Origin of the sequence: Ramlibacter albus (assembly GCF_014297445.1) — a bacterium.
GTDB classification, from domain to species: Bacteria; Pseudomonadota; Gammaproteobacteria; order Burkholderiales; family Burkholderiaceae_C; genus Ramlibacter; species Ramlibacter albus.
This window is the reverse complement of sequence record NZ_JACORU010000005.1, coordinates 287,069-304,008: the sequence shown is the minus strand read 5'-3', so window position 1 is coordinate 304,008 and position 16,940 is coordinate 287,069. Positions and strand designations below refer to the sequence as shown.

General features: G+C 68.6%; 20 protein-coding genes. 11 read left to right on the top strand and 9 right to left on the bottom strand.

Annotated features, from left to right (window positions below):
* Nucleotides 1-4: 4 nt before the first annotated feature.
* Together H8R02_RS15720 and H8R02_RS15715 are read right to left on the bottom strand one after the other, a co-directional pair.
* Complete coding sequence (locus H8R02_RS15720) at nucleotides 5-1,387, bottom strand: ABC transporter substrate-binding protein (protein WP_187082382.1); 1,383 nt, start codon at nucleotides 1,385-1,387, stop codon at nucleotides 5-7.
* A 96-nt stretch (nucleotides 1,388-1,483) separates the two neighbouring features.
* On the bottom strand, nucleotides 1,484-2,410 hold the full coding sequence (locus H8R02_RS15715; protein ID WP_187082381.1) for a 2-hydroxyacid dehydrogenase: 927 nt from the start codon (nucleotides 2,408-2,410) through the stop codon (nucleotides 1,484-1,486).
* A 68-nt stretch (nucleotides 2,411-2,478) separates the two neighbouring features.
* Between H8R02_RS15715 and H8R02_RS15710 the strand changes: the two genes are divergently transcribed.
* The 6 genes from H8R02_RS15710 to H8R02_RS15685 are packed head-to-tail and all read left to right on the top strand — an operon-like array spanning nucleotide 2,479 to nucleotide 8,695.
* Nucleotides 2,479-4,215 carry an IlvD/Edd family dehydratase gene (locus H8R02_RS15710; RefSeq protein ID WP_187082380.1) on the top strand — a complete coding sequence of 579 codons (1,737 nt, stop codon included), beginning with the start codon at nucleotides 2,479-2,481 and terminating at the stop codon, nucleotides 4,213-4,215.
* A gap of 2 nt (nucleotides 4,216-4,217) precedes the next feature.
* Complete coding sequence (locus H8R02_RS15705) at nucleotides 4,218-5,264, top strand: L-idonate 5-dehydrogenase (protein WP_187082379.1); 1,047 nt, start codon at nucleotides 4,218-4,220, stop codon at nucleotides 5,262-5,264.
* Nucleotides 5,265-5,299: 35 nt separating this feature from the next.
* The gene (locus H8R02_RS15700) at nucleotides 5,300-6,370 is read left to right on the top strand and encodes a carboxymuconolactone decarboxylase family protein (protein WP_187082378.1); all 1,071 of its coding nucleotides are present in this window, start codon (nucleotides 5,300-5,302) and stop codon (nucleotides 6,368-6,370) included.
* Nucleotides 6,367-7,143: an adenylate/guanylate cyclase domain-containing protein gene (locus H8R02_RS15695; RefSeq protein ID WP_187082377.1), complete on the top strand. Its 777-nt coding sequence runs from the start codon at nucleotides 6,367-6,369 to the stop codon at nucleotides 7,141-7,143. Before H8R02_RS15700 ends, H8R02_RS15695 begins: the two co-directional genes overlap by 4 nt.
* Before the next feature lie 11 nt (nucleotides 7,144-7,154).
* The gene (locus H8R02_RS15690; protein WP_187082376.1) at nucleotides 7,155-8,060 is read left to right on the top strand and encodes a 2-dehydro-3-deoxygalactonokinase; all 906 of its coding nucleotides are present in this window, start codon (nucleotides 7,155-7,157) and stop codon (nucleotides 8,058-8,060) included.
* Nucleotides 8,057-8,695: a 2-dehydro-3-deoxy-6-phosphogalactonate aldolase gene (locus H8R02_RS15685; protein ID WP_187082375.1), complete on the top strand. Its 639-nt coding sequence runs from the start codon at nucleotides 8,057-8,059 to the stop codon at nucleotides 8,693-8,695. Before H8R02_RS15690 ends, H8R02_RS15685 begins: the two co-directional genes overlap by 4 nt.
* A 4-nt stretch (nucleotides 8,696-8,699) precedes the next feature.
* On the opposite strand, the gene H8R02_RS15680 is transcribed toward H8R02_RS15685, so the two are convergent.
* From H8R02_RS15680 to H8R02_RS15665, 4 genes are all read right to left on the bottom strand, one after another.
* Nucleotides 8,700-8,891, bottom strand: a complete 192-nt coding sequence (locus tag H8R02_RS15680; protein WP_187082374.1) for a CopG family transcriptional regulator — start codon at nucleotides 8,889-8,891, stop codon at nucleotides 8,700-8,702.
* Between the two features lie 83 nt (nucleotides 8,892-8,974).
* Nucleotides 8,975-9,157 (bottom strand): ribbon-helix-helix protein, CopG family, encoded by a 183-nt coding sequence (locus H8R02_RS15675; RefSeq protein WP_187082537.1) that lies wholly within the window; start codon nucleotides 9,155-9,157, stop codon nucleotides 8,975-8,977.
* A 171-nt stretch (nucleotides 9,158-9,328) separates the two neighbouring features.
* Nucleotides 9,329-10,546 carry an MFS transporter gene (locus H8R02_RS15670; protein WP_187082373.1) on the bottom strand — a complete coding sequence of 406 codons (1,218 nt, stop codon included), beginning with the start codon at nucleotides 10,544-10,546 and terminating at the stop codon, nucleotides 9,329-9,331.
* Nucleotides 10,539-10,994 carry a MarR family winged helix-turn-helix transcriptional regulator gene (locus tag H8R02_RS15665; RefSeq protein ID WP_187082372.1) on the bottom strand — a complete coding sequence of 152 codons (456 nt, stop codon included), beginning with the start codon at nucleotides 10,992-10,994 and terminating at the stop codon, nucleotides 10,539-10,541. Before H8R02_RS15665 ends, H8R02_RS15670 begins: the two co-directional genes overlap by 8 nt.
* Before the next feature lie 63 nt (nucleotides 10,995-11,057).
* Between H8R02_RS15665 and H8R02_RS15660 the strand changes: the two genes are divergently transcribed.
* Nucleotides 11,058-11,600: a PaaI family thioesterase gene (locus H8R02_RS15660; protein WP_187082371.1), complete on the top strand. Its 543-nt coding sequence runs from the start codon at nucleotides 11,058-11,060 to the stop codon at nucleotides 11,598-11,600.
* A 7-nt stretch (nucleotides 11,601-11,607) separates the two neighbouring features.
* Complete coding sequence (gloA, locus tag H8R02_RS15655; RefSeq protein WP_222622501.1) at nucleotides 11,608-11,994, top strand: lactoylglutathione lyase; 387 nt, start codon at nucleotides 11,608-11,610, stop codon at nucleotides 11,992-11,994.
* 20 nt (nucleotides 11,995-12,014) lie between these two features.
* Here the strand turns inward: gloA and eda are convergent, their stop codons facing one another.
* Together eda and edd are read right to left on the bottom strand one after the other, a co-directional pair.
* A complete protein-coding gene (eda, locus tag H8R02_RS15650; RefSeq protein ID WP_435531276.1) occupies nucleotides 12,015-12,644 on the bottom strand; it encodes a bifunctional 4-hydroxy-2-oxoglutarate aldolase/2-dehydro-3-deoxy-phosphogluconate aldolase in 630 nt (209 codons plus the stop codon).
* Nucleotides 12,644-14,461: a phosphogluconate dehydratase gene (gene edd, locus H8R02_RS15645; RefSeq protein WP_187082368.1), complete on the bottom strand. Its 1,818-nt coding sequence runs from the start codon at nucleotides 14,459-14,461 to the stop codon at nucleotides 12,644-12,646. The genes eda and edd overlap by 1 nt, the downstream gene beginning before the upstream one ends.
* A 93-nt stretch (nucleotides 14,462-14,554) precedes the next feature.
* Between edd and H8R02_RS15640 the strand changes: the two genes are divergently transcribed.
* Complete coding sequence (locus H8R02_RS15640) at nucleotides 14,555-15,151, top strand: gamma-glutamylcyclotransferase (RefSeq protein WP_255429363.1); 597 nt, start codon at nucleotides 14,555-14,557, stop codon at nucleotides 15,149-15,151.
* A 42-nt stretch (nucleotides 15,152-15,193) separates the two neighbouring features.
* Nucleotides 15,194-15,712 (top strand): superoxide dismutase family protein, encoded by a 519-nt coding sequence (locus H8R02_RS15635; RefSeq protein WP_187082367.1) that lies wholly within the window; start codon nucleotides 15,194-15,196, stop codon nucleotides 15,710-15,712.
* Here the strand turns inward: H8R02_RS15635 and H8R02_RS15630 are convergent.
* On the bottom strand, nucleotides 15,702-16,241 hold the full coding sequence (locus tag H8R02_RS15630) for a nucleotidyltransferase family protein (RefSeq protein WP_187082366.1): 540 nt from the start codon (nucleotides 16,239-16,241) through the stop codon (nucleotides 15,702-15,704). The two genes, H8R02_RS15635 and H8R02_RS15630, sit on opposite strands and share 11 nt — an antisense overlap.
* A gap of 47 nt (nucleotides 16,242-16,288) precedes the next feature.
* On the opposite strand from H8R02_RS15630, the gene pdxH reads away from it, so the two are divergent.
* The gene (pdxH, locus tag H8R02_RS15625) at nucleotides 16,289-16,924 is read left to right on the top strand and encodes a pyridoxamine 5'-phosphate oxidase (RefSeq protein WP_187082365.1); all 636 of its coding nucleotides are present in this window, start codon (nucleotides 16,289-16,291) and stop codon (nucleotides 16,922-16,924) included.
* The last annotated feature ends 16 nt before the right edge of the window (nucleotides 16,925-16,940 follow it).

Here is a 16,940-nt window from a genome sequence, read left to right as displayed (position 1 = left end):
CGCGTCAGTTCGCGACCTGCTTGATGCGGGCGATCATCTCGTCCACCGCCTTGTCCACGGGCACCTTCTCGGACAGGATGCGGTTCATCGCCTTGGCCCACACGTTCTCGTTGTTCAGCACCGTGAACTTGTAGTTCTTGGTGAATTCGAAGGGCGTGGTGCCGTTCATGAACTGGTTGTAGACGGCGAGGCGGTGCGGGTCGCCCTTCCAGAACGGCGACTGCTGCGAAGCCTTCTGCACCGGGAACCAGCGGCCGAGCGAGCCTTCCACATACGGCTGCAGGTTGGCCTCGTCCAGCATGAAGGCCACGAACTGCTTGGCCAGCGGCTTGTTCTTCGCGTTCTTGAAGATCACGCCCGTCTTCACCGCGGCGCGGTAGACCATCTTGCCGCCGTCGGGCTTGTTCGGGAAGCCCGCGGTGGCGATGTTCTGCTCGTAGTTCTTCTTCGCGTCGGCGCGCTGCTGCTCGCTCAGCGTGCTGTTGTTCATGTCGTCCAGCCACTTCGCCGCGATGGAGATCGTGGCGTTGTGGGTCAGGATGATGGTGCGGTTGTGGAACGCGTTGTTGTTGTCCGGGTCCTTCCACGTGGTCGACGACGGCGGCGTGCAGCCCTTCGCGTACACCGAGGTGTAGTCGGTCATCGCGTTGATCAGGCCCTGGCGCACCGACGGGTCGTCCACCAGCAGCTTGCCGGAGTCGTTGACCAGCTTGACGTTGTACGCGTCCATGAACGTGAGGAACGAGTAGAACGAGTCGCTCGAGTCCACGCCCATCGGGAAGCCGGTGGCGTAGCCGCGCGAGCCGGTCTTCTGCCGGAACGCCGGCTGCACCTTCTCGCACCAGAAGCTCCAGTAGCCCTTCCAGTCCTTCGGGATGTCGCTCTCCTTGAAGCCCGCCTGCCCCAGCATGTCCTTCCAGTACTGGATGTGCATGGTCTGCTGCTTGATCGGGAACGCGTAATAGGCGCGCTTCTTCTCGGCGTCGTTGTAGAGGAAGGTGGTGGACAGCGCGTGCGGCTCGAACTTCGCGCGGATCGGGTCGATCACGCTGGAGATGTCCTCGAGCTTGCCGTCGAAAGCCCACTTGGCCGTGACCTGGAAGTCGTAGACGTCCGAGTACGCCACGTCGGGCGGGTTGCCCGAGTCGAGCGCCGCCACTGTCTTGGGGATCGTGTCCTGGATGGGGTACTGCGACAGCTCGACCTTCACGCCCTTGTGCTTGGCCTCGAACTTCTTGATGGCCGCGAAGAGCGCGTCGTCCTCGGCCTTGTAGAAGCCCTTGACCCAGAACACGGTGAGCGTCTGCTGCTGCGCGCCTGCCGTCATGGCCGCCGTCGCCAGCCCCAGCGCCGCGAGCGCCAGCGCGATCCGCCTTTGCACTTTCATCGGAAGGTCTCCTCGGTTGGTTGCCGCAAAAGTCCTATCGTATGATGATTAAGGCAAACGGATTTCCGGGTTTGCCCGGATGGGCGTGCGAACTTCCTAGCGGCACTCGGGCACGGGCGTCGGCGGCTTGCCGCCCGAGATCTTTGCTTCGAGATTGGCGACCGCCAGGTCAACCATCGCGCGGCGCGTCTGCGTTGTCGCGCTGCCCACGTGCGGCGCGAGCACCACGTGCGGGATGTCGCGCAGGCGCTGCGGCACGCGCGGCTCGTCGGCGAACACGTCGAGCGCGGCGCCGCCGATCACGCCCTTCTCCAGCGCATCGATGAGCGCCTGCTCATCCACGACCGAGCCGCGCGCGACGTTGACGAGGATGCCCTTCTGGCCGAGCGCCTGCAGCACCTCGGCGTTGATCATGTGCTTCGTCCCCGCGCCGCCGGGCGTGATGACGACCAGGAAGTCGCTCTCGCGCGCGAGGTCCACCACCGACGCGCGGAACGTGTGCGGCAGCTGCGGCTTCGCAGTGCGCGCGCAGTACGCGATCTTCATGCCGAAGGCCGCGGCGCGATGCGCGATGGCCTGGCCGATGCGGCCCATGCCGACGATGCCCAGGCGTGCGCCGGACATCTTGCGCTGCAGCGGCATTGCGCCCTTGGTTTCCCAGTCGCCGGAGCGCACGTAACGATCGGATTGCGGCAGCTGGCGCGCCGCGTTCAGCATGAGTGCGATGGCAAGGTCCGCGACGTCGTCGTTCAGCACGTCCGGCGTGTGCGTGACCAGTACGTTGCGCGCCTTGGCCGCTTCGACATCCACGCCGTCGTAGCCCACGCCCATGATCGCGATGACTTCGAGGTTGGGGAACTGGTTGATGACGTCGGCCGGCACCCTGGACTCGCCGCCGCCCGCGATGGCGCGGATCTTCTGCACGTTGTCCGGCGTGACCTCGGTGTGCAGCGTGTGCCCCTTCTCCTTCAGCGAGTTGACGTACAGGGGCGAGGCCTTCGGGGCCAGGAAGACATCGGTCACGGGGTTCTCCTCAATGGTCGGTTTCAATCGTCATACCATAATAGCCAATCGACCCGAGGAGACCCGCTTTGACCGACAAGCCCCGCAAGAAACCCGAGGAACTGCGCTCGCAGCAATGGTTCGGCCGCCAGGACCGCGACGGCTTCGCCTACCGCAGCTGGGTCAAGGGCAAGGGCGTGCCGCACGACCAGTTCGACGGCCGGCCCGTCATCGGCATCTGCAACACCTTCAGCGAACTCACGCCCTGCAACTCGCACTTCCGCACGCTTGCGGAGCAAGTGAAGATCGGCGTGTACGAGGCGGGCGGCTTCCCGCTCGAATTCCCGGTGATGTCGCTCGGCGAGACGCTGCTGCGGCCCACCGCGATGCTCTATCGCAACCTCGCGTCGATGGACGTCGAGGAATCGATCCGCGGCAACCCGATCGACGGCGTGGTGCTGCTCATGGGCTGCGACAAGACGACGCCGTCGCTGCTGATGGGCGCATCGAGCGTGGACTTGCCGACCATCGGGGTGTCGGGCGGCCCCATGCTCAATGGCAAGTGGCGAGGGCAGGAGCTGGGCTCGGGCACCGGCGTGTGGAGCATGAGCGAGCAAGTGCGCGCGGGCACGCTGAAGCTGCAGGACTTCTTCGAAGCGGAGAGCTGCATGCACCGCAGCCACGGCCACTGCATGACGATGGGCACCGCATCGACGATGGCCAGCATGGTCGAAGCCTTGGGCATCGGCCTGCCGGGCAACGCGGCCTACCCCGCGGTCGACGGGCGCCGCAACGTGATCGCGCGCAGCGCCGGCCGGCGCATCGTCGAGATGGTGCACACGGACCAGAAGATCAGCCAGGTGCTCACGCGCGAGGCTTTCGAGAACGCGATCCGCACGCTCGCGGCCATCGGCGGCAGCACGAACGCGGTCATCCATTTGATCGCCATCGCCGGGCGCCTGGGCGTGAAGCTAACCGTCGACGACTTCGAGCGCCTTGGCAGCGAGATGCCGTGCCTGGTGAACCTGCAGCCCTCGGGCGAGCACCTGATGGAGGACTTCTGCTACGCCGGCGGCCTGCCGGTGGTGATGAAAGAGATCTCGCACGTGCTTCACACGAACATCGTCACGGCCAGCGGCAAGACGGTCGCCGAGAACATCGCCGATGCCGTCAACTACGACCCGCGCGTCATCAAGACCTTCGACAAGCCCTTCAAGGACAAGGCCGGCATCGCGATCCTGCGCGGCAACCTCGCGCCACGCGGCGCGGTGATCAAGCCGAGCGCGGCCACGCCCTCGCTCATGGTGCACAAGGGTCGCGCCGTGGTGTTCGAGGACTCGGACGATTTCCACAAGCGCATCGACGACGAGAACCTCGACGTCGACGAGAACTGCATCCTCGTGCTGAAGAACTGCGGGCCGAAGGGCTACCCCGGCATGGCGGAGGTGGGCAACATGCCGCTGCCACCGAAGGTGCTGCGCAAGGGCATCACGGACATGGTCCGCATCAGCGATGCGCGCATGAGCGGCACGGCGTACGGCACCGTGGTTCTGCACACGGCGCCCGAAGCCGCTGCCGGCGGGCCGCTCGCGCTTGTGAAGAACGGCGACATGATCGAGCTGGACGTGCCCAACCGCAAGCTGCAACTGCTGGTGAGCGACGAGGAGCTTGCGAAGCGCCGCGACGCGTGGAAGCCGCCGACGCCGCCGCTGCAATCGGGCTACTGGAAGCTCTACATCGACCACGTCCTGCAGGCGGACGAAGGCGCGGACCTCGACTTCCTCGTCGGCAAGCGCGGGGCGTTCGTGCCGAAAGATAACCACTAGCGATGGATGCGCTCGTCATCCATGCGGCCGGCGACCTGCGCGTCGAAGACGTGCCGACGCCACGCGTGGAGACGGGCCAGCTACGCGTGAAGGTGCGCTACGGCGGCATCTGCGGCTCCGACCTGCACTACTACCAGCACGGCGGCTTCGGCACCGTGCGCGTGAAGGAGCCGATGGTGCTCGGCCACGAGGTGGCCGGGGTCGTGGAGGAAGTGGGTCCGTCCGCCGGCGTATTCGAAGCCGGGGACCGCGTCGCGATCAGCCCCAGCCGCCCCTGCGGCCGGTGCCGCTACTGCCAGCAAGGCCTGCAGAACCACTGCCTCGACATGCGCTACTACGGCAGCGCCATGCGCACGCCGCACGTGCAGGGCGCGTTCCGCCGCGAGATCGTGGTGGAGGCGGCGCAGGCCTTCAAGCTCGCGCCTTCCGTGAGCGACCGCGAAGGGGCGATGGCCGAACCGCTCGCGGTGGCGCTGCATGCGGTGAACCGCGCCGGGCCGCTGCTGGGCAAGCAGGTGCTGGTCACCGGCTGCGGGCCCATCGGCGCGTTGCTGGTCATCGCGGCGCGGCGCGCCGGCGCGGCCGGCATCGTGGTCACCGATGTCGGCGACTTCCCGCTGCGTTCCGCGCTGAAGGTGGGCGCCGACCGCGCGATCAACGTCGCGCACGAGCCCGAGGCGCTGTCCGCGTTCGCCGTCGACAAGGGCAGCTTCGACGTGCTGCTCGAAGCCAGCGGCAACGAGCGCGCGCTGCGCGGCGCGTTCGACGTGCTCAGGCCGCGCGGCATCATCGTGCAGGTGGGGCTCGGCGGCGAGATGACGCTGCCGGTCAACGCCCTCGTCGCGAAGGAGTTCGACCTGCGCGGCACCTTCCGCTTCCACGAGGAGTTCGGCGTCGCCGTCGACCTGTTGAACAAGGGCCTCGTGGACGTCAAGCCGCTGATCTCCGCGACCGTGCCCTACCGCGACGCGGGCCGCGCGTTCGCGCTGGCGGCGGACCGCTCGCAGGCCATGAAGGTGCTGCTCGACTTCGCCGCGCCTGCCGATTGACAAGCGCCCCGCGCGCGGTTCATCCTGCCGGCACCATGGCCACCCACCCGAGCGAGATCGCGACCACGGAGCCGGTGCTGCCCATTGCGCCGGACCCCGCCTGGGAGGCCGAGGTCAAGCGCGTGATGGGCATGGTGCCCGACTGGATGCGCCGCATCGCGCCGAGCCCCTGGCTGCGGCAGGTATGCCTCGACTTCTCCACCTACCGCTTCGACGCGCTGCCGCAGCGCATGACCGACATCGGGTTCATGGTGACGTCGCAGGAGAACTCCTGCCGCTATTGCTACGGCCTGTCGCGCGCGATGATGCGGCTGCTGGGCTACAGCGACGAGCTGATCACCCGCATCGAGCGCGACGTGCAGCTCGCCGAGCTGGACCCGCGCGAGCGCGTCTTCATCGGCTTCTGCCGCAACCTCGCCCGCTCCAACCCGCGGCCCAGCCGCGCGGCGCGGCTCGAGCTGCTGCAACTCGGCTTCTCGCCGCTGGAGGTGGCGGAGATGGCGTTCATGGTCGCCGACCACTCCTTCGGCAACCGCATCACGACCTTCCTCGCCGTGCCGCCCGAGGCGAGCGTGGAAAAGATGGCCGACAGCTGGCTGGGCAAGCTGATGCGCCCGCTCATCGCGAAGCAGCTGCGCAAGCGCCCGCCGCCGCGCAATGCGCCGCCACGGGACGCCGCCACGCTCTCGCCCATCGCGCGCACCCTCGAAGGCCTGCCGGCGGCCGGCATGTTCCAGGACGCGCTGGACGCCGCGTTCGCGTCGCCGAACATCTCGCTGCGCACCAAGCTGCTGATGTTCGGCGTGATCGCGCGTTCGCTCGAGTGCCCCTTCTGCGAGGCCGAGGTGGTTCAGCGGCTGGCGCAGCAGGGCATGCCGCAGGCGCAGGTACGCGCCAGCCTCGAGTCGCTCGCCGACGCGCAGCTGGACCCGATGGAGGAGCCGCTGCTCGCCTGGGCGCGCGACACCGTGCGCTACCAGACGCTCGACATCCAGAAGCGCACGCACGCGCTGCGCGAGCGCATCGGCGCCGAACGCACGCTGGAGGCGATCGGCGTGGCGGCGTTGGCGAATGCGACGGTGCGCCTGGCCATGCTCCTCGAATGACCGCCGCGCTCGTCGCACTGGGCCTGCTGGCCGCCGCCCTCGGCGTGCTGCTGGTGCGCGCCACGCGCAACCGCCGCCGGCTCGAGCTGCTGCTGGCCGACCGCGCCGCGCGGCTGGAGCGGCTGGAGACCGAGTTCAGCCGCTTCGCGCCTTCGCTCGTGGTCGAGCACGTCACGGGAATGCCCGAGCAGCTGGCGCCCAGCCGGCGCGAAGTGACCGTGATGTTCGCGGACGTGCGCGAGTTCACGCGCCTGTGCGAGACCACCGATGCGGCGCAGACTGTCGCCATCCTCAACGGCTATTTCGAGCGGATGACGCAGGCGATCGTGGACCACCACGGGCATGTCACGCAATTCATCGGGGACGGCCTGCTCGCCCTGTTCGGCGCGCTGGAGCCCAACCCGTGGCAGGCGCGCGACGCGGTCGATGCGGCGCTGGCGATGCGCGACGCGCTCGCGCGCTACAACGCGGAGCTGGCCGCCAAGGCGTGGCCGCAGCTCGGCTTCGGCGTGGGCATCCACCGCGGCGAGGTCGTGGTCGGCCTGATGGGCAATCGCAACCTCGCAACCTTCACGGTGGTGGGGGACACGGTGAACACCGCCGCGCGGGTGGAGGCGCTCACGCGCACGCACGGCACCGACGTGCTGGTGACGCAGGCCGTGCGCGATGCGCTGGGCGAGCGCTACCTGCTTCATGAGCAACCGGCCGCGCCGGTCAAGGGCAAGGAGCGGCCCGTGGTCACGTTTGCCGTGTCGCACGCCGTTCCCCGTTAGAGTCTCGCGTGATGACGCAACGCAAGGTGGAAGCGGCAGGCAACGGCTGGGTCGGGGTGGACTGGGGCACGTCCTCGCTGCGCGCGGCGCTGCTGGACGGCGCAGGCCGCGTGCTGGAGCAAAGGCAATCGGCGCGCGGGATCCTGAGCGTCGCGGCCGGGGAGTTCCCGGCGGTGCTGCGCGAGCTGTGCGGCGACTGGCTCGCCGCGGGGCGCCTGTGCCTCATTTCCGGCATGGCCGGCAGCCGCCAGGGCTGGCTCGAAGCACCCTATTGCGAATGCCCCGCATCGCGCGACGACCTCGCCCGGCAACTCGCCTGGGTGGACCCGGGCCGCATCGCGATCGTCCCCGGCCTCGTGTGCCACCACGGCGGCGTTCCGGACGTGATGCGCGGCGAAGAGGTGCAGGTGTTCGGCGCCATGGAACTGCTGGGCGTGCACGACCTCGTCGCGGTGCTGCCCGGCACGCACAGCAAATGGGTGGAGGTGCACCACGGCCGCATCGTGTCGTTCGCGACCGCGATGACCGGCGAGTTCTATGCACTGCTGCGCCGCCACTCGATCCTCGCGCGCACGATGGACGAGGACGACGGCTCCCTCGACGAAGCCGCGTTCGTGCAAGGCGTGAAACATGCGCAGCGCACGGGCAACCTGCTGCAATCGGCGTTCAGCGCGCGCACGCTGGCTCTGTTCGAGCGCATGCCGCGCGCCGCCATGCCCAGTTACCTCTCCGGCCTCGTGATCGGCGAGGAGCTGCGCTCGCACTATGTCGCCGACGCGCGCGGCTTCGTCGTGATCGGCGCGCCGGAGCTCGCGCAGCGCTACACGCTCGCGCTCGACGCGTCGGTTCGCTGCCTTGGCGCCGAAGCCACGTGGCGCGGCCTCGCTTCCATTGCGCAATCGATCGGAAAACCATGAACGCCGCCCGACGCTTCCGCACGCTGCTCGAACGCTTTCCCCTCGTCGCGATCCTGCGCGGCATCACGCCCGGTGAGGCGGTACCGGTCGGGCGCTCGCTCGCCGACGCGGGCTTTCGACTCGTCGAAGTGCCGCTGAATTCGCCGCAACCGCTGGTGAGCATCACGGCGCTCGCGCAGAAACTGCCGGACGCGATGGTGGGTGCGGGCACGGTGCTCACGGCGCAGCAGGTGCGCGAGGTGCACGCGGCCGGCGGGCAGATGGTGGTCGCGCCCAACTTCAACATCGCCGTCGTGGAAGAAGCCGTCAAGCTGGGCCTGGCATGCGTGCCCGGTATCGCCACACCGAGCGAGGCGTTCGCCGCGCTGGACGCGGGCGCGACGGCGCTCAAGCTGTTCCCGGCCGAGATGATCGCGCCGGCGGCCGTGAAGGCGATGCGTGCCGTGTTGCCCGCCGACGTGCTGCTGATGCCCGTGGGCGGCATCGGCACTGCGAACATGGGTGCTTACCGGGATGCTGGAGCGAACGGGTTCGGCATCGGCTCCGCGCTCTACGCGCCGGGCCTGCCGGCAGGCGAAGTGCTGGAGCGCGCGCGAAACTTCGCGGCGGCGTGCGCTGGGACGTTGCGGGCCTGAGCGCTCAGCGCGAGCGCTTCTTCGCGGCGGGCTTGCGGCGGGGCGTGGCGGCCACGCCTTCCTTTTCCATCCACTCGCGAATGAGGCGGCGCACCACTTGCGACGGCGTCATGTCCTGGGAGCGGCAGAGGTCCTCGAAGGCCTCTTTCTTCCCGGGATCGATGAGGACGGTGAGCCTGGCGGTCTTGAGCTCCATGAGGGGGTCGTGGGGACTAGTCTGCCCCGATGATAACCGGATTGTAATCACCCCCTGTAACCGTTCCCAACGCCGCCCGGCGGCTACGTCTTGTTCCTGTCGACGAGCAGCGGGGTCCATTCGACGCCGTGCTTCTGCAGGTACTCACGGATCAGCTGGCGCACGACCTGCGACGCGGTGATGTCCTGCGAAGCGCAGAGCTCGTCGAAGATGCGCTTCTTCTCGGCGTCGATGAGGATCGTGAGTCGGGCTGGCTTGTCTTCCATTCGGAACTGCGGGTCTTGGTCAAACATGATAATACTGTGCGCTTATCATGACCCTCGAATGGTAGCGCTAGCCGCCGTCCCGGGGAAGGCAAATTGCCGCGCCACGCACGCGGTTTTGCCTCAGCCGTCTGTAGGCCGATTTCCTGTTGAGCTACTAAGTGCTTGTCGCGATTAGGCGGCGGCCGCGCGTGCCGACGGCAGCGCTGCCTCGCGGATCGGCAAATGGACGAGCGCGGCGCCGGCGGCGAGCACGATGTCCGCGTACCACACCCAGTCGTACGCACCGGTGAGCTCGAACACTCGGCCGCCGAGCCACGCGCCGAGGAAGCCGCCCACCTGGTGGCTGAGCATCACGATGCCGAAGAGCGTGGCCATGTTGGCCGGGCCGAAGAACTTCGCCACGAGGCCCGCCGTCGGCGGCACGGTGGACAGGAACGTCACGCCCATTGCGATCGAGAACAGCAGCACCACCGGCCCCGTCTTCGGCGCGAGCAGGAACACGAGCACGGCGATGCCGCGCGCCGCATAGACCAGCGACAGCAGCGACTTCATGCGCCAGCGGCCGACGGCCCAGCCCATGGCGATGCTGCCGATGATGTTGAACAGGCCGATGAGCGCGAGCGACCAGCCGGCCCATTGCGCGGGCAGGCCGCACTGCGCGATCACGCCCGGCAGGTGCGTCGCGAGGAACGCCACGTGGAAGCCGCAGACGAAGAATCCCGCGCCGAGCATCAGGAAGCTGGGGTTGCGCATCGCCTCGCGGATAGCGTCGCGCGTGCCCACCACCTTCTGGCCCGCGGGCGCGGCCTGCAGCGAGTTGCCGCGCAGCAGCCACGCGGCGGGCAGCGCCAACAGCACGATCAGGCCGAGCACCTGCATGGCGCTGGCCCAGCCGATGCCGACCATCAGCGCGGTGGCGATCGGAGCCATGATGAACTGGCCGAACGAACCACCCGCGTTGACGATGCCCGTGGCCAGCCCGCGCTTGTGCGGCGGGATGAGGCGCGTGGTCGCGGCCATCAGCACGGCGGGCCCGGCCATGCCGGCGCCACCGGCGGCGAGCACACCGATGGCGAAGATGAGCCCTGCCGTCGTCGTCATGAACGGGGTGATGAACGTGCCGAGCGCGACGAGCAGCGCACCCGTGAAGAGCACGCGCCCCGCGCCCACCTTGTCGGCCATCGCACCCGCGAACGGCTGCGTAAGGCCCCACCACAGCTGGCCGAACGCGAACGCCAGGCTGATCTGCCCGATGCCCAGGCCGGTGGAGGTGTTGAGCGACGACAGGAACAGCCCCATCGTCTGGCGAGTGCCCATGGTCAGCGCGAAGGTGCCGGCAGCGGCGATGAGCACCAGCCAGAAGGAGGTGGTGCGGCGGGCGTCATTCATCGTCTTCTCCATCGGGAATGTCCCGCAGCAGGTCCATGCATTCGTCGAGCAGCGCATGCAGTTCGACGACACGCTTCACACCGAGCTTCTGGTTCACCGCCTCCTGCGCGACGCGCCAGTGCCGCTGCGCCTCCTGGCGCAAACGGCGGCCGGCGTCGCTGGCACTGATCGTCAGGCTGCGCGCATCGGGGCCGGGGCCCTGTTCCAGCAGGCCGGCGTCGAGCAGCGGCCGCAGGTTGCGCGTGAGCGTGGAGGGCGTGATCTTCATCTCGCGCGCCAGGTCGACCGGGCGGATGGGCCCGAGCTTCACCACGTACGACAGCAGCGAGTACTGCGTGCCCTTCAGCCCGGTCTTGCCGACCTCCGCGTCATAAAGCCGCGCGACGCGGCGCATCAGCTGGCGCAGCTTGATGTTGGTACAGCCCTGCGGCTTGACAGCGGTGTCCATGGCGATTATTGTACATGCAATTGTTGCACATGCAAGCATACCGACATGCAAAGGAGAAACGGAATGACGCAGATGAACCAGCTCGAGGCGTGGCTCGCGCAGGAACGTGAAGTGCAGGCGCGGCTGGACGCCGGCGCGGGTTGCGGGGTGTCGCGGCCCGACCAGGTCGCCGGCAAATCGGGCCTGGAGCTGATGCAGGCGATGCTGCGCGGCGAGCTGCCCTACCCGCCGATCGCGCAGACGCTGAATTTCCAGTTGCTCGAAGCGGACGAAGGCCGCGCGCTGTTCCAGGGCACGCCCTCGCCCGCGCACTTCAACCCCATGGGCGGCATCCATGGCGGCTGGTATGCCACCCTGCTCGACTCCGCGCTCGGCTGCGCGGTGCACACGATGATGCCCGCCGGCCGTGCGTACACCACCGCCGAGCTGAACGTGAACCTGGTCAAGGCGATCGGCCCCAAGGTGCAGCGCGTGCGCGCCGAAGGCAAGGTCGTGCATTGCGGCCGGCAGCTGGCGACGGCCGAGGCGCGGCTCTACGGGCCCGATGGGACGCTGTACGCGCACGCCACCACGACTTGCCTCGTGTTCGAGATGCGCGCCCCATAATCGGGGCATGCGACTCCTCCACACCATGCTGCGCGTTGGCGACCTGCAGCGCGCCATCGACTTCTACACCAAAGTGCTCGGCATGAAGCTGCTGCGCACCACCGACCGGCCCGAGCAGAAGTACTCGCTGGCCTTCGTGGGCTTCGGCAACAACCCGGAGCACGCGGAGATCGAGCTCACGTACAACTACGGCGTCGACAAGTACGAACTCGGTACGGCGTTCGGGCACCTCGCCATCGGCGTGCCGGATGTCTATGGCGCGTGCGAGAAGATCCGCAACAACGGCGGCAACGTCACGCGAGAGCCGGGGCCGGTCAAGGGCGGCACGACCGTCATCGCATTTGTGACGGACCCGGACGGGTACAAGATCGAATTGATCGAGCGGAAAGAATAAGCGCGAGCATGGACCCCGGGTCAAGCCCGGGGTGACAGCTTGGTGGCCTGAGCCGCGAGTGAGGTGATGCGCTCCCAGTCGCCGGAAGCAACAGCATCCGCCGGCGTAAGCCACGACCCGCCCACGCACACGACATTGGGCAACGCGAGGAACTGCGCCGCGTTCTCCGCGCTGATCCCGCCCGTCGGGCAGAACCGCACCTCCGGAAACGGCCCGTGCCACGCCTTCAACATCGGCGCGCCGCCGGACGGCACCGCCGGAAAGAACTTCAGCTCCGAGTAGCCGTCCTCCTGCGCCCGCAGGATGTCGCTCGCCGATGACACGCCGGGCAGCAACGGCAAACCATGGTCGCGGCACGCATGCCCGATCGCACTCGTGTACCCCGGGCTCACCGCAAACCGCGCGCCGGCGGCCCGCGCCGCGCGCGCATCGGCCGCGCTGCGCACCGTGCCCGCGCCCGGCACCGCATCCGGCACTTCCTTCGAGATCGCCTCGATGCAGGCCAGCGCCGCCGGCGTGCGCAGCGTCACCTCCAGCATGCGGATGCCGCCCTTCACGAGCGCGCGCGCGAGCGGCACCGCGTGGCCAATCTCCTCGAGCACGATCACCGGGATCACCGGCGCATCGCGCATCACGTCCAGCGCCGTCATCACAGCCATGTGCAAGCCCCTTCCTCCGCCGTGAGCGCATTGCGGCGCATGCCGGCAAACAGTTCGCGGCCGATCATGTGGCCGTTGGATTCGCGCAATGCCTCGGGCATCGCCACCGTTTCGCGAGCGGACCACTGCGCGTCGTCAACCAGCACCTGCAGCGTGCCGGCCACCGCGTCGAGCCGCACGACGTCGCCATCGCGCACCTTGGCCAGCGGCCCTCCCGATGCCGCCTCGGGTGACACGTGGATCGCAGCCGGCACCTTGCCCGACGCACCGCTCATGCGGCCATCCGTGACGAGCGCGACGCGAAAACCCTTGCCCTGCAGCACCGCCAGCGGCGGCGTGAGCTTGTGCAGTTCCGGCATGCCGTTGGCGCGCGGGCCTTGCCAGCGCACGACGCACACGACGTCGCGTTCCAGTTCGCCGGCCTTGAAGGCGGCCAGCAATTGCTCCTGCCCGTCGAACACGCGCGCGGGCGCTTCGACGATGTGCCGCTCTTCGGGCACGGCGGATACCTTGATCACGCTGCGGCCGAGGTTGCCCGTCAGCAACTTGAGCCCGCCCGTGGCACTGAAAGGCTGCTGCGCCGGCCGCAGCACGTGGTCGTCGCCCGACTCGCCGGTGTCGCGCCACACGAGCCGGCCCTGGTCAGCCGTCGGCACGCGCGTGTACTCGCGCAAGCCGCCTTCGCGCACCGTCAGCACGTCCTCGTGCATCAGGCCCGCATCGAGCAGCTCGCGGATCACGTAGCCCGGCCCGCCCGCAGCCTGGAACGCGTTCACGTCCGCCTCACCATTCGGGTACACGCGCGCCAGCAGCGGCACCACGGCCGAGAGCGCGGAGAAATCGTCCCAGTCGATCGTGATGCCCGCCGAGCGCGCGACCGCCACCCAGTGGATCAGGTGGTTGGTCGAGCCGCCGGTGGCCAGCAGCGCCGCCATCGCATTGACGATGCAGCGCTCGTCCACGATGTGCCCGATGGGTGCATAGCGTTTCGATTTCAGGATGCCCAGCGCCGTACGCACGGACTCGCGCGTGAGCTCTTCGCGCAACCCGTCCTGCGGGTTGATGAACGCCGCGCCCGGTACGTGCAGGCCCATCGCCTCCATCAGCATCTGGTTGCTGTTGGCCGTGCCGTAGAAGGTGCAGGTGCCCAGCGTGTGATACGCCTTCGACTCGGCTTCGAGCAGCTCGGCGCGGCCCACGAGCCCTTGCGCGGCTTTCTCGCGCACCTTGGCCTTCTCGCTGTTCGACAGCCCCGAGGGCATCGGCCCGCCGGGCACGAACACCGTCGGCAAATGGCCGAAGTGCAGCGCACCGATCAGCAAGCCCGGCACGATCTTGTCGCAGATGCCCAGCATCAGCGCGGCGTCGAACACGTCGTGGCTCAGGGCCACCGCCGTGCCCAGGGCGATGGTGTCGCGCGAGAAGAGCGACAGCTCCATGCCGGGCGTGCCCTGCGTCACGCCGTCGCACATCGCCGGCACGCCGCCCGCGACCTGCGCGGTGGCGCCAAGCTTGCGGGCCTCGTCTTTCAAGACGGCGGGAAAGCCTTCGTAAGGCGCGTGCGCCGACAGCATGTCGTTGTACGCCGTCACGATGCCGATGTTGGGCGCACGCTCCGCGACCACACGGAACTTGTCGTTGGGCGGGATGCCCGCGAACGCGTGGGCCACGTTCGCGCAGCCCATGCGGTCGGCACCGCGGTCGCGCGCGGCGGCCGCGTCCAGCCGTTTCAGGTAAGCCGAGCGCCCAGGCGCGCTGCGCTCGCGGATGCGGCCGGTGACGGCCGCGAGGGTGGGATGCAGTTTCATCGAAAACCGGTAACTGAGTTACCAAATCCTACTGCGGAAAGGCGCCGTCAGGGGGTTTTCCCGGGTACGACCCGGTTACCAAAATACAGGGGCATGGCAGCTCCGGTAGAGTTCCGGCGCATGAAGCGCGATTCGCAGGCCATGCTTCACAGGACGCTGCAGGAATGGGGCGGGCACGAGGACATGTGGATCTTCGGGTACGGCTCGCTCATCTGGCGCCCCGATTTCGACTACGCCGAGCGCCGGCTCGCGCTGGTGCACGGCTGGCACCGCGCGCTGAAGATGTGGAGCCGCATCAACCGCGGCACGCCCGAGCGGCCGGGCCTCGTGTTCGGCATGCTCTCGGGGGGCAGCTGCCGCGGCGTGGTGTTCCGCATCCCCCGGCACGAAGGCGCGGCCGTGCTGGAGCGGCTGTGGGGCCGCGAGATGGTCACGGCCGTGTACGACCCCAGGTGGGTGCCGTGCCAGACGCCGCAGGGGCCGGTGCGCGCGCTGGCCTTCACGCTGTCGCGCAAGAGCCCCAGCCACACCGGCGTGCTCACCGAGGCCGAATACCGCCGCATCTTCGAGGAAGCCCAAGGCATCTACGGCACGACGCTGGACTACGCGCACCGCACGCTCGAAGAATTGCGGCGCCACAACATCCGCGACCGGCACCTCGAAAAACTCCTGAAGCTGGCCGGGCGATAGCGCCGTATAGTCGGCACCGCCACAACACGCAAGGAAGTATCCATGAGAGCGTTCCGTGTCCTCGTCGCCCTTGGGGGCCTGGCCCTCGTCTCCGGTTGCGCCACACCCACCGGGCCCAGCGCGGCGGCGCGCCTGAACGCCACCACCGGCAACACGGCGTCGGGGAATATCGAGTTCGTGCAGGTCGGTGACAAGGTGCGCGTGAGCGGCGCCGTCAGCGGCCTGAAGCCCAACGCGGAACACGGCTTCCACGTGCACGAGAAGGGCGACTGCTCCAGCGGCGACGGCATGAGCACCGGCGGCCACTTCAACCCCGCCGGCTCCGCGCACGGCCAGCATGGCGCCGGCGTGCACCACGCGGGCGACCTGCCCTCGCTGAAGGCCGATGCTTCGGGCACGGCACGGTTCAGTTTCGAAACCACCGCGCTGCGCGTCGGCGACGGTGCGAACGACGTCGTCGGCAAGGGCGTGATCGTCCACCGCGACCCCGACGACTACAAGACGCAGCCCACCGGCAACTCGGGCCCGCGCCTGTCCTGCGGCGTGGTCGTCAGGACCTGAGCAAACGCTCCGCGTCCTGGAGGTCGGCGACGGTGTCCACATCGGCCACAGTGCCGGGGTCATCCACCTGCAGGTGGTACGCGAGCTTCATCCTCGAATAGGCGCGCACGACGTGCGCCGCGCCATCGGGGCCGGCAAGGCCCATCAGCGCATCGCGGCATTCGATGCTGAAACCCACGGGGTGGCCGCGCTGCCCGCCATAGACCGGCAGCACGACGACGTGGTCTTCGATCGCCTTCGCCACCTGCACCAGCGTGTCGGGGCGGATCAGCGGCAGGTCGCCCGGCAGCACCAGCCAGCCGTAGGCGGACCGCGTGGCCGCAACCGCGGCGGCGATCGAATCACCCATGCCCGGATGGCCCGCGTCTTCGAGGTGCCACGGCAGCCCGCTCGCCCGCACGGCCTCGAGCGTGCGCTCGAGCACCGGCTTGCCGGCGAGCAAGGCCTGCAGTTTCGAACCCGTGCCGCCGGAGGCGACGAAGCGTTCTCCCCGGCCGGAGGCCAGGACCAGGACGGTGGGCATCCCCATGCCGCGCACTTTACGCCGGTTGCCGCCGGGCTTGATACAGTCCGCCGATGACCGACATTTCCCAGCTGCGAAAGAGCTACGAGCGCGCCGAGCTCAGCGAAGACGCATCGCACGCCGACCCGCTTCAGCAGTTCGCGAAGTGGTTGCAGGAAGCCATTGCGGGGCAACTGCCGGAGCCCAACGCGATGACGCTGGCCACCGTGGGCAGCGACATGCGGCCGAGCACGCGCGTGGTGCTCATCAAGGGCTACGACGAGCGCGGCATCTGCTGGTACACCAACTACGAGAGCCGCAAGGGGCAGCAACTCGCCGGCAACCCCTATGCGGCGCTGCAGTTCCACTGGGTGGAGCTCGAGCGCGTGGTGCGCATCGAGGGCCGGGTGGTGAAGACGAGCACGGAGGAAAGCGATGCGTACTTCGCCACGCGCCCGCTCGACTCGCGCATCGGCGCCTGGGCCAGCCCGCAGAGCCAGCCCATCTCCGGCCGCTCGGTGCTCGTGGCGAACGCGGCGAAGTACAGCGCGCAGTTCATGCTGAACCCGCCGCGGCCGCCGCACTGGGGCGGCTACCGGCTCGTGCCCGACCGCTGGGAGTTCTGGCAGGGGCGCAAGAGCCGGTTGCATGACCGGCTGCGGTATTCGCTGGTGAATGGCGCTTGGGTGCGCGACCGGCTCGCGCCCTGATCATCGACGAGTGCGG

What these genes read in the sequence shown, in the direction of transcription:
- H8R02_RS15720 (WP_187082382.1), bottom strand. Translation starts at nt 1,387, where the DNA reads ATGAAAGTGCAAAGGCGGATCGCGCTGGCGCTCGCGGCGCTGGGGCTG.
- H8R02_RS15705 (WP_187082379.1), top strand. Translation starts at nt 4,218, where the DNA reads ATGGATGCGCTCGTCATCCATGCGGCCGGCGACCTGCGCGTCGAAGAC.
- H8R02_RS15700 (WP_187082378.1), top strand. Translation starts at nt 5,300, where the DNA reads ATGGCCACCCACCCGAGCGAGATCGCGACCACGGAGCCGGTGCTGCCC.
- H8R02_RS15695 (WP_187082377.1), top strand. Translation starts at nt 6,367, where the DNA reads ATGACCGCCGCGCTCGTCGCACTGGGCCTGCTGGCCGCCGCCCTCGGC.
- H8R02_RS15690 (WP_187082376.1), top strand. Translation starts at nt 7,155, where the DNA reads ATGACGCAACGCAAGGTGGAAGCGGCAGGCAACGGCTGGGTCGGGGTG.
- H8R02_RS15685 (WP_187082375.1), top strand. Translation starts at nt 8,057, where the DNA reads ATGAACGCCGCCCGACGCTTCCGCACGCTGCTCGAACGCTTTCCCCTC.
- H8R02_RS15680 (WP_187082374.1), bottom strand. Translation starts at nt 8,891, where the DNA reads ATGGAGCTCAAGACCGCCAGGCTCACCGTCCTCATCGATCCCGGGAAG.
- H8R02_RS15675 (WP_187082537.1), bottom strand. Translation starts at nt 9,157, where the DNA reads ATGGAAGACAAGCCAGCCCGACTCACGATCCTCATCGACGCCGAGAAG.
- H8R02_RS15670 (WP_187082373.1), bottom strand. Translation starts at nt 10,546, where the DNA reads ATGAATGACGCCCGCCGCACCACCTCCTTCTGGCTGGTGCTCATCGCC.
- H8R02_RS15665 (WP_187082372.1), bottom strand. Translation starts at nt 10,994, where the DNA reads ATGGACACCGCTGTCAAGCCGCAGGGCTGTACCAACATCAAGCTGCGC.
- H8R02_RS15660 (WP_187082371.1), top strand. Translation starts at nt 11,058, where the DNA reads ATGACGCAGATGAACCAGCTCGAGGCGTGGCTCGCGCAGGAACGTGAA.
- gloA (WP_222622501.1), top strand. Translation starts at nt 11,608, where the DNA reads ATGCGACTCCTCCACACCATGCTGCGCGTTGGCGACCTGCAGCGCGCC.
- eda (WP_435531276.1), bottom strand. Translation starts at nt 12,644, where the DNA reads ATGACGGCGCTGGACGTGATGCGCGATGCGCCGGTGATCCCGGTGATC.
- edd (WP_187082368.1), bottom strand. Translation starts at nt 14,461, where the DNA reads ATGAAACTGCATCCCACCCTCGCGGCCGTCACCGGCCGCATCCGCGAG.
- H8R02_RS15640 (WP_255429363.1), top strand. Translation starts at nt 14,555, where the DNA reads ATGGCAGCTCCGGTAGAGTTCCGGCGCATGAAGCGCGATTCGCAGGCC.
- H8R02_RS15635 (WP_187082367.1), top strand. Translation starts at nt 15,194, where the DNA reads ATGAGAGCGTTCCGTGTCCTCGTCGCCCTTGGGGGCCTGGCCCTCGTC.
- H8R02_RS15630 (WP_187082366.1), bottom strand. Translation starts at nt 16,241, where the DNA reads ATGGGGATGCCCACCGTCCTGGTCCTGGCCTCCGGCCGGGGAGAACGC.
- pdxH (WP_187082365.1), top strand. Translation starts at nt 16,289, where the DNA reads ATGACCGACATTTCCCAGCTGCGAAAGAGCTACGAGCGCGCCGAGCTC.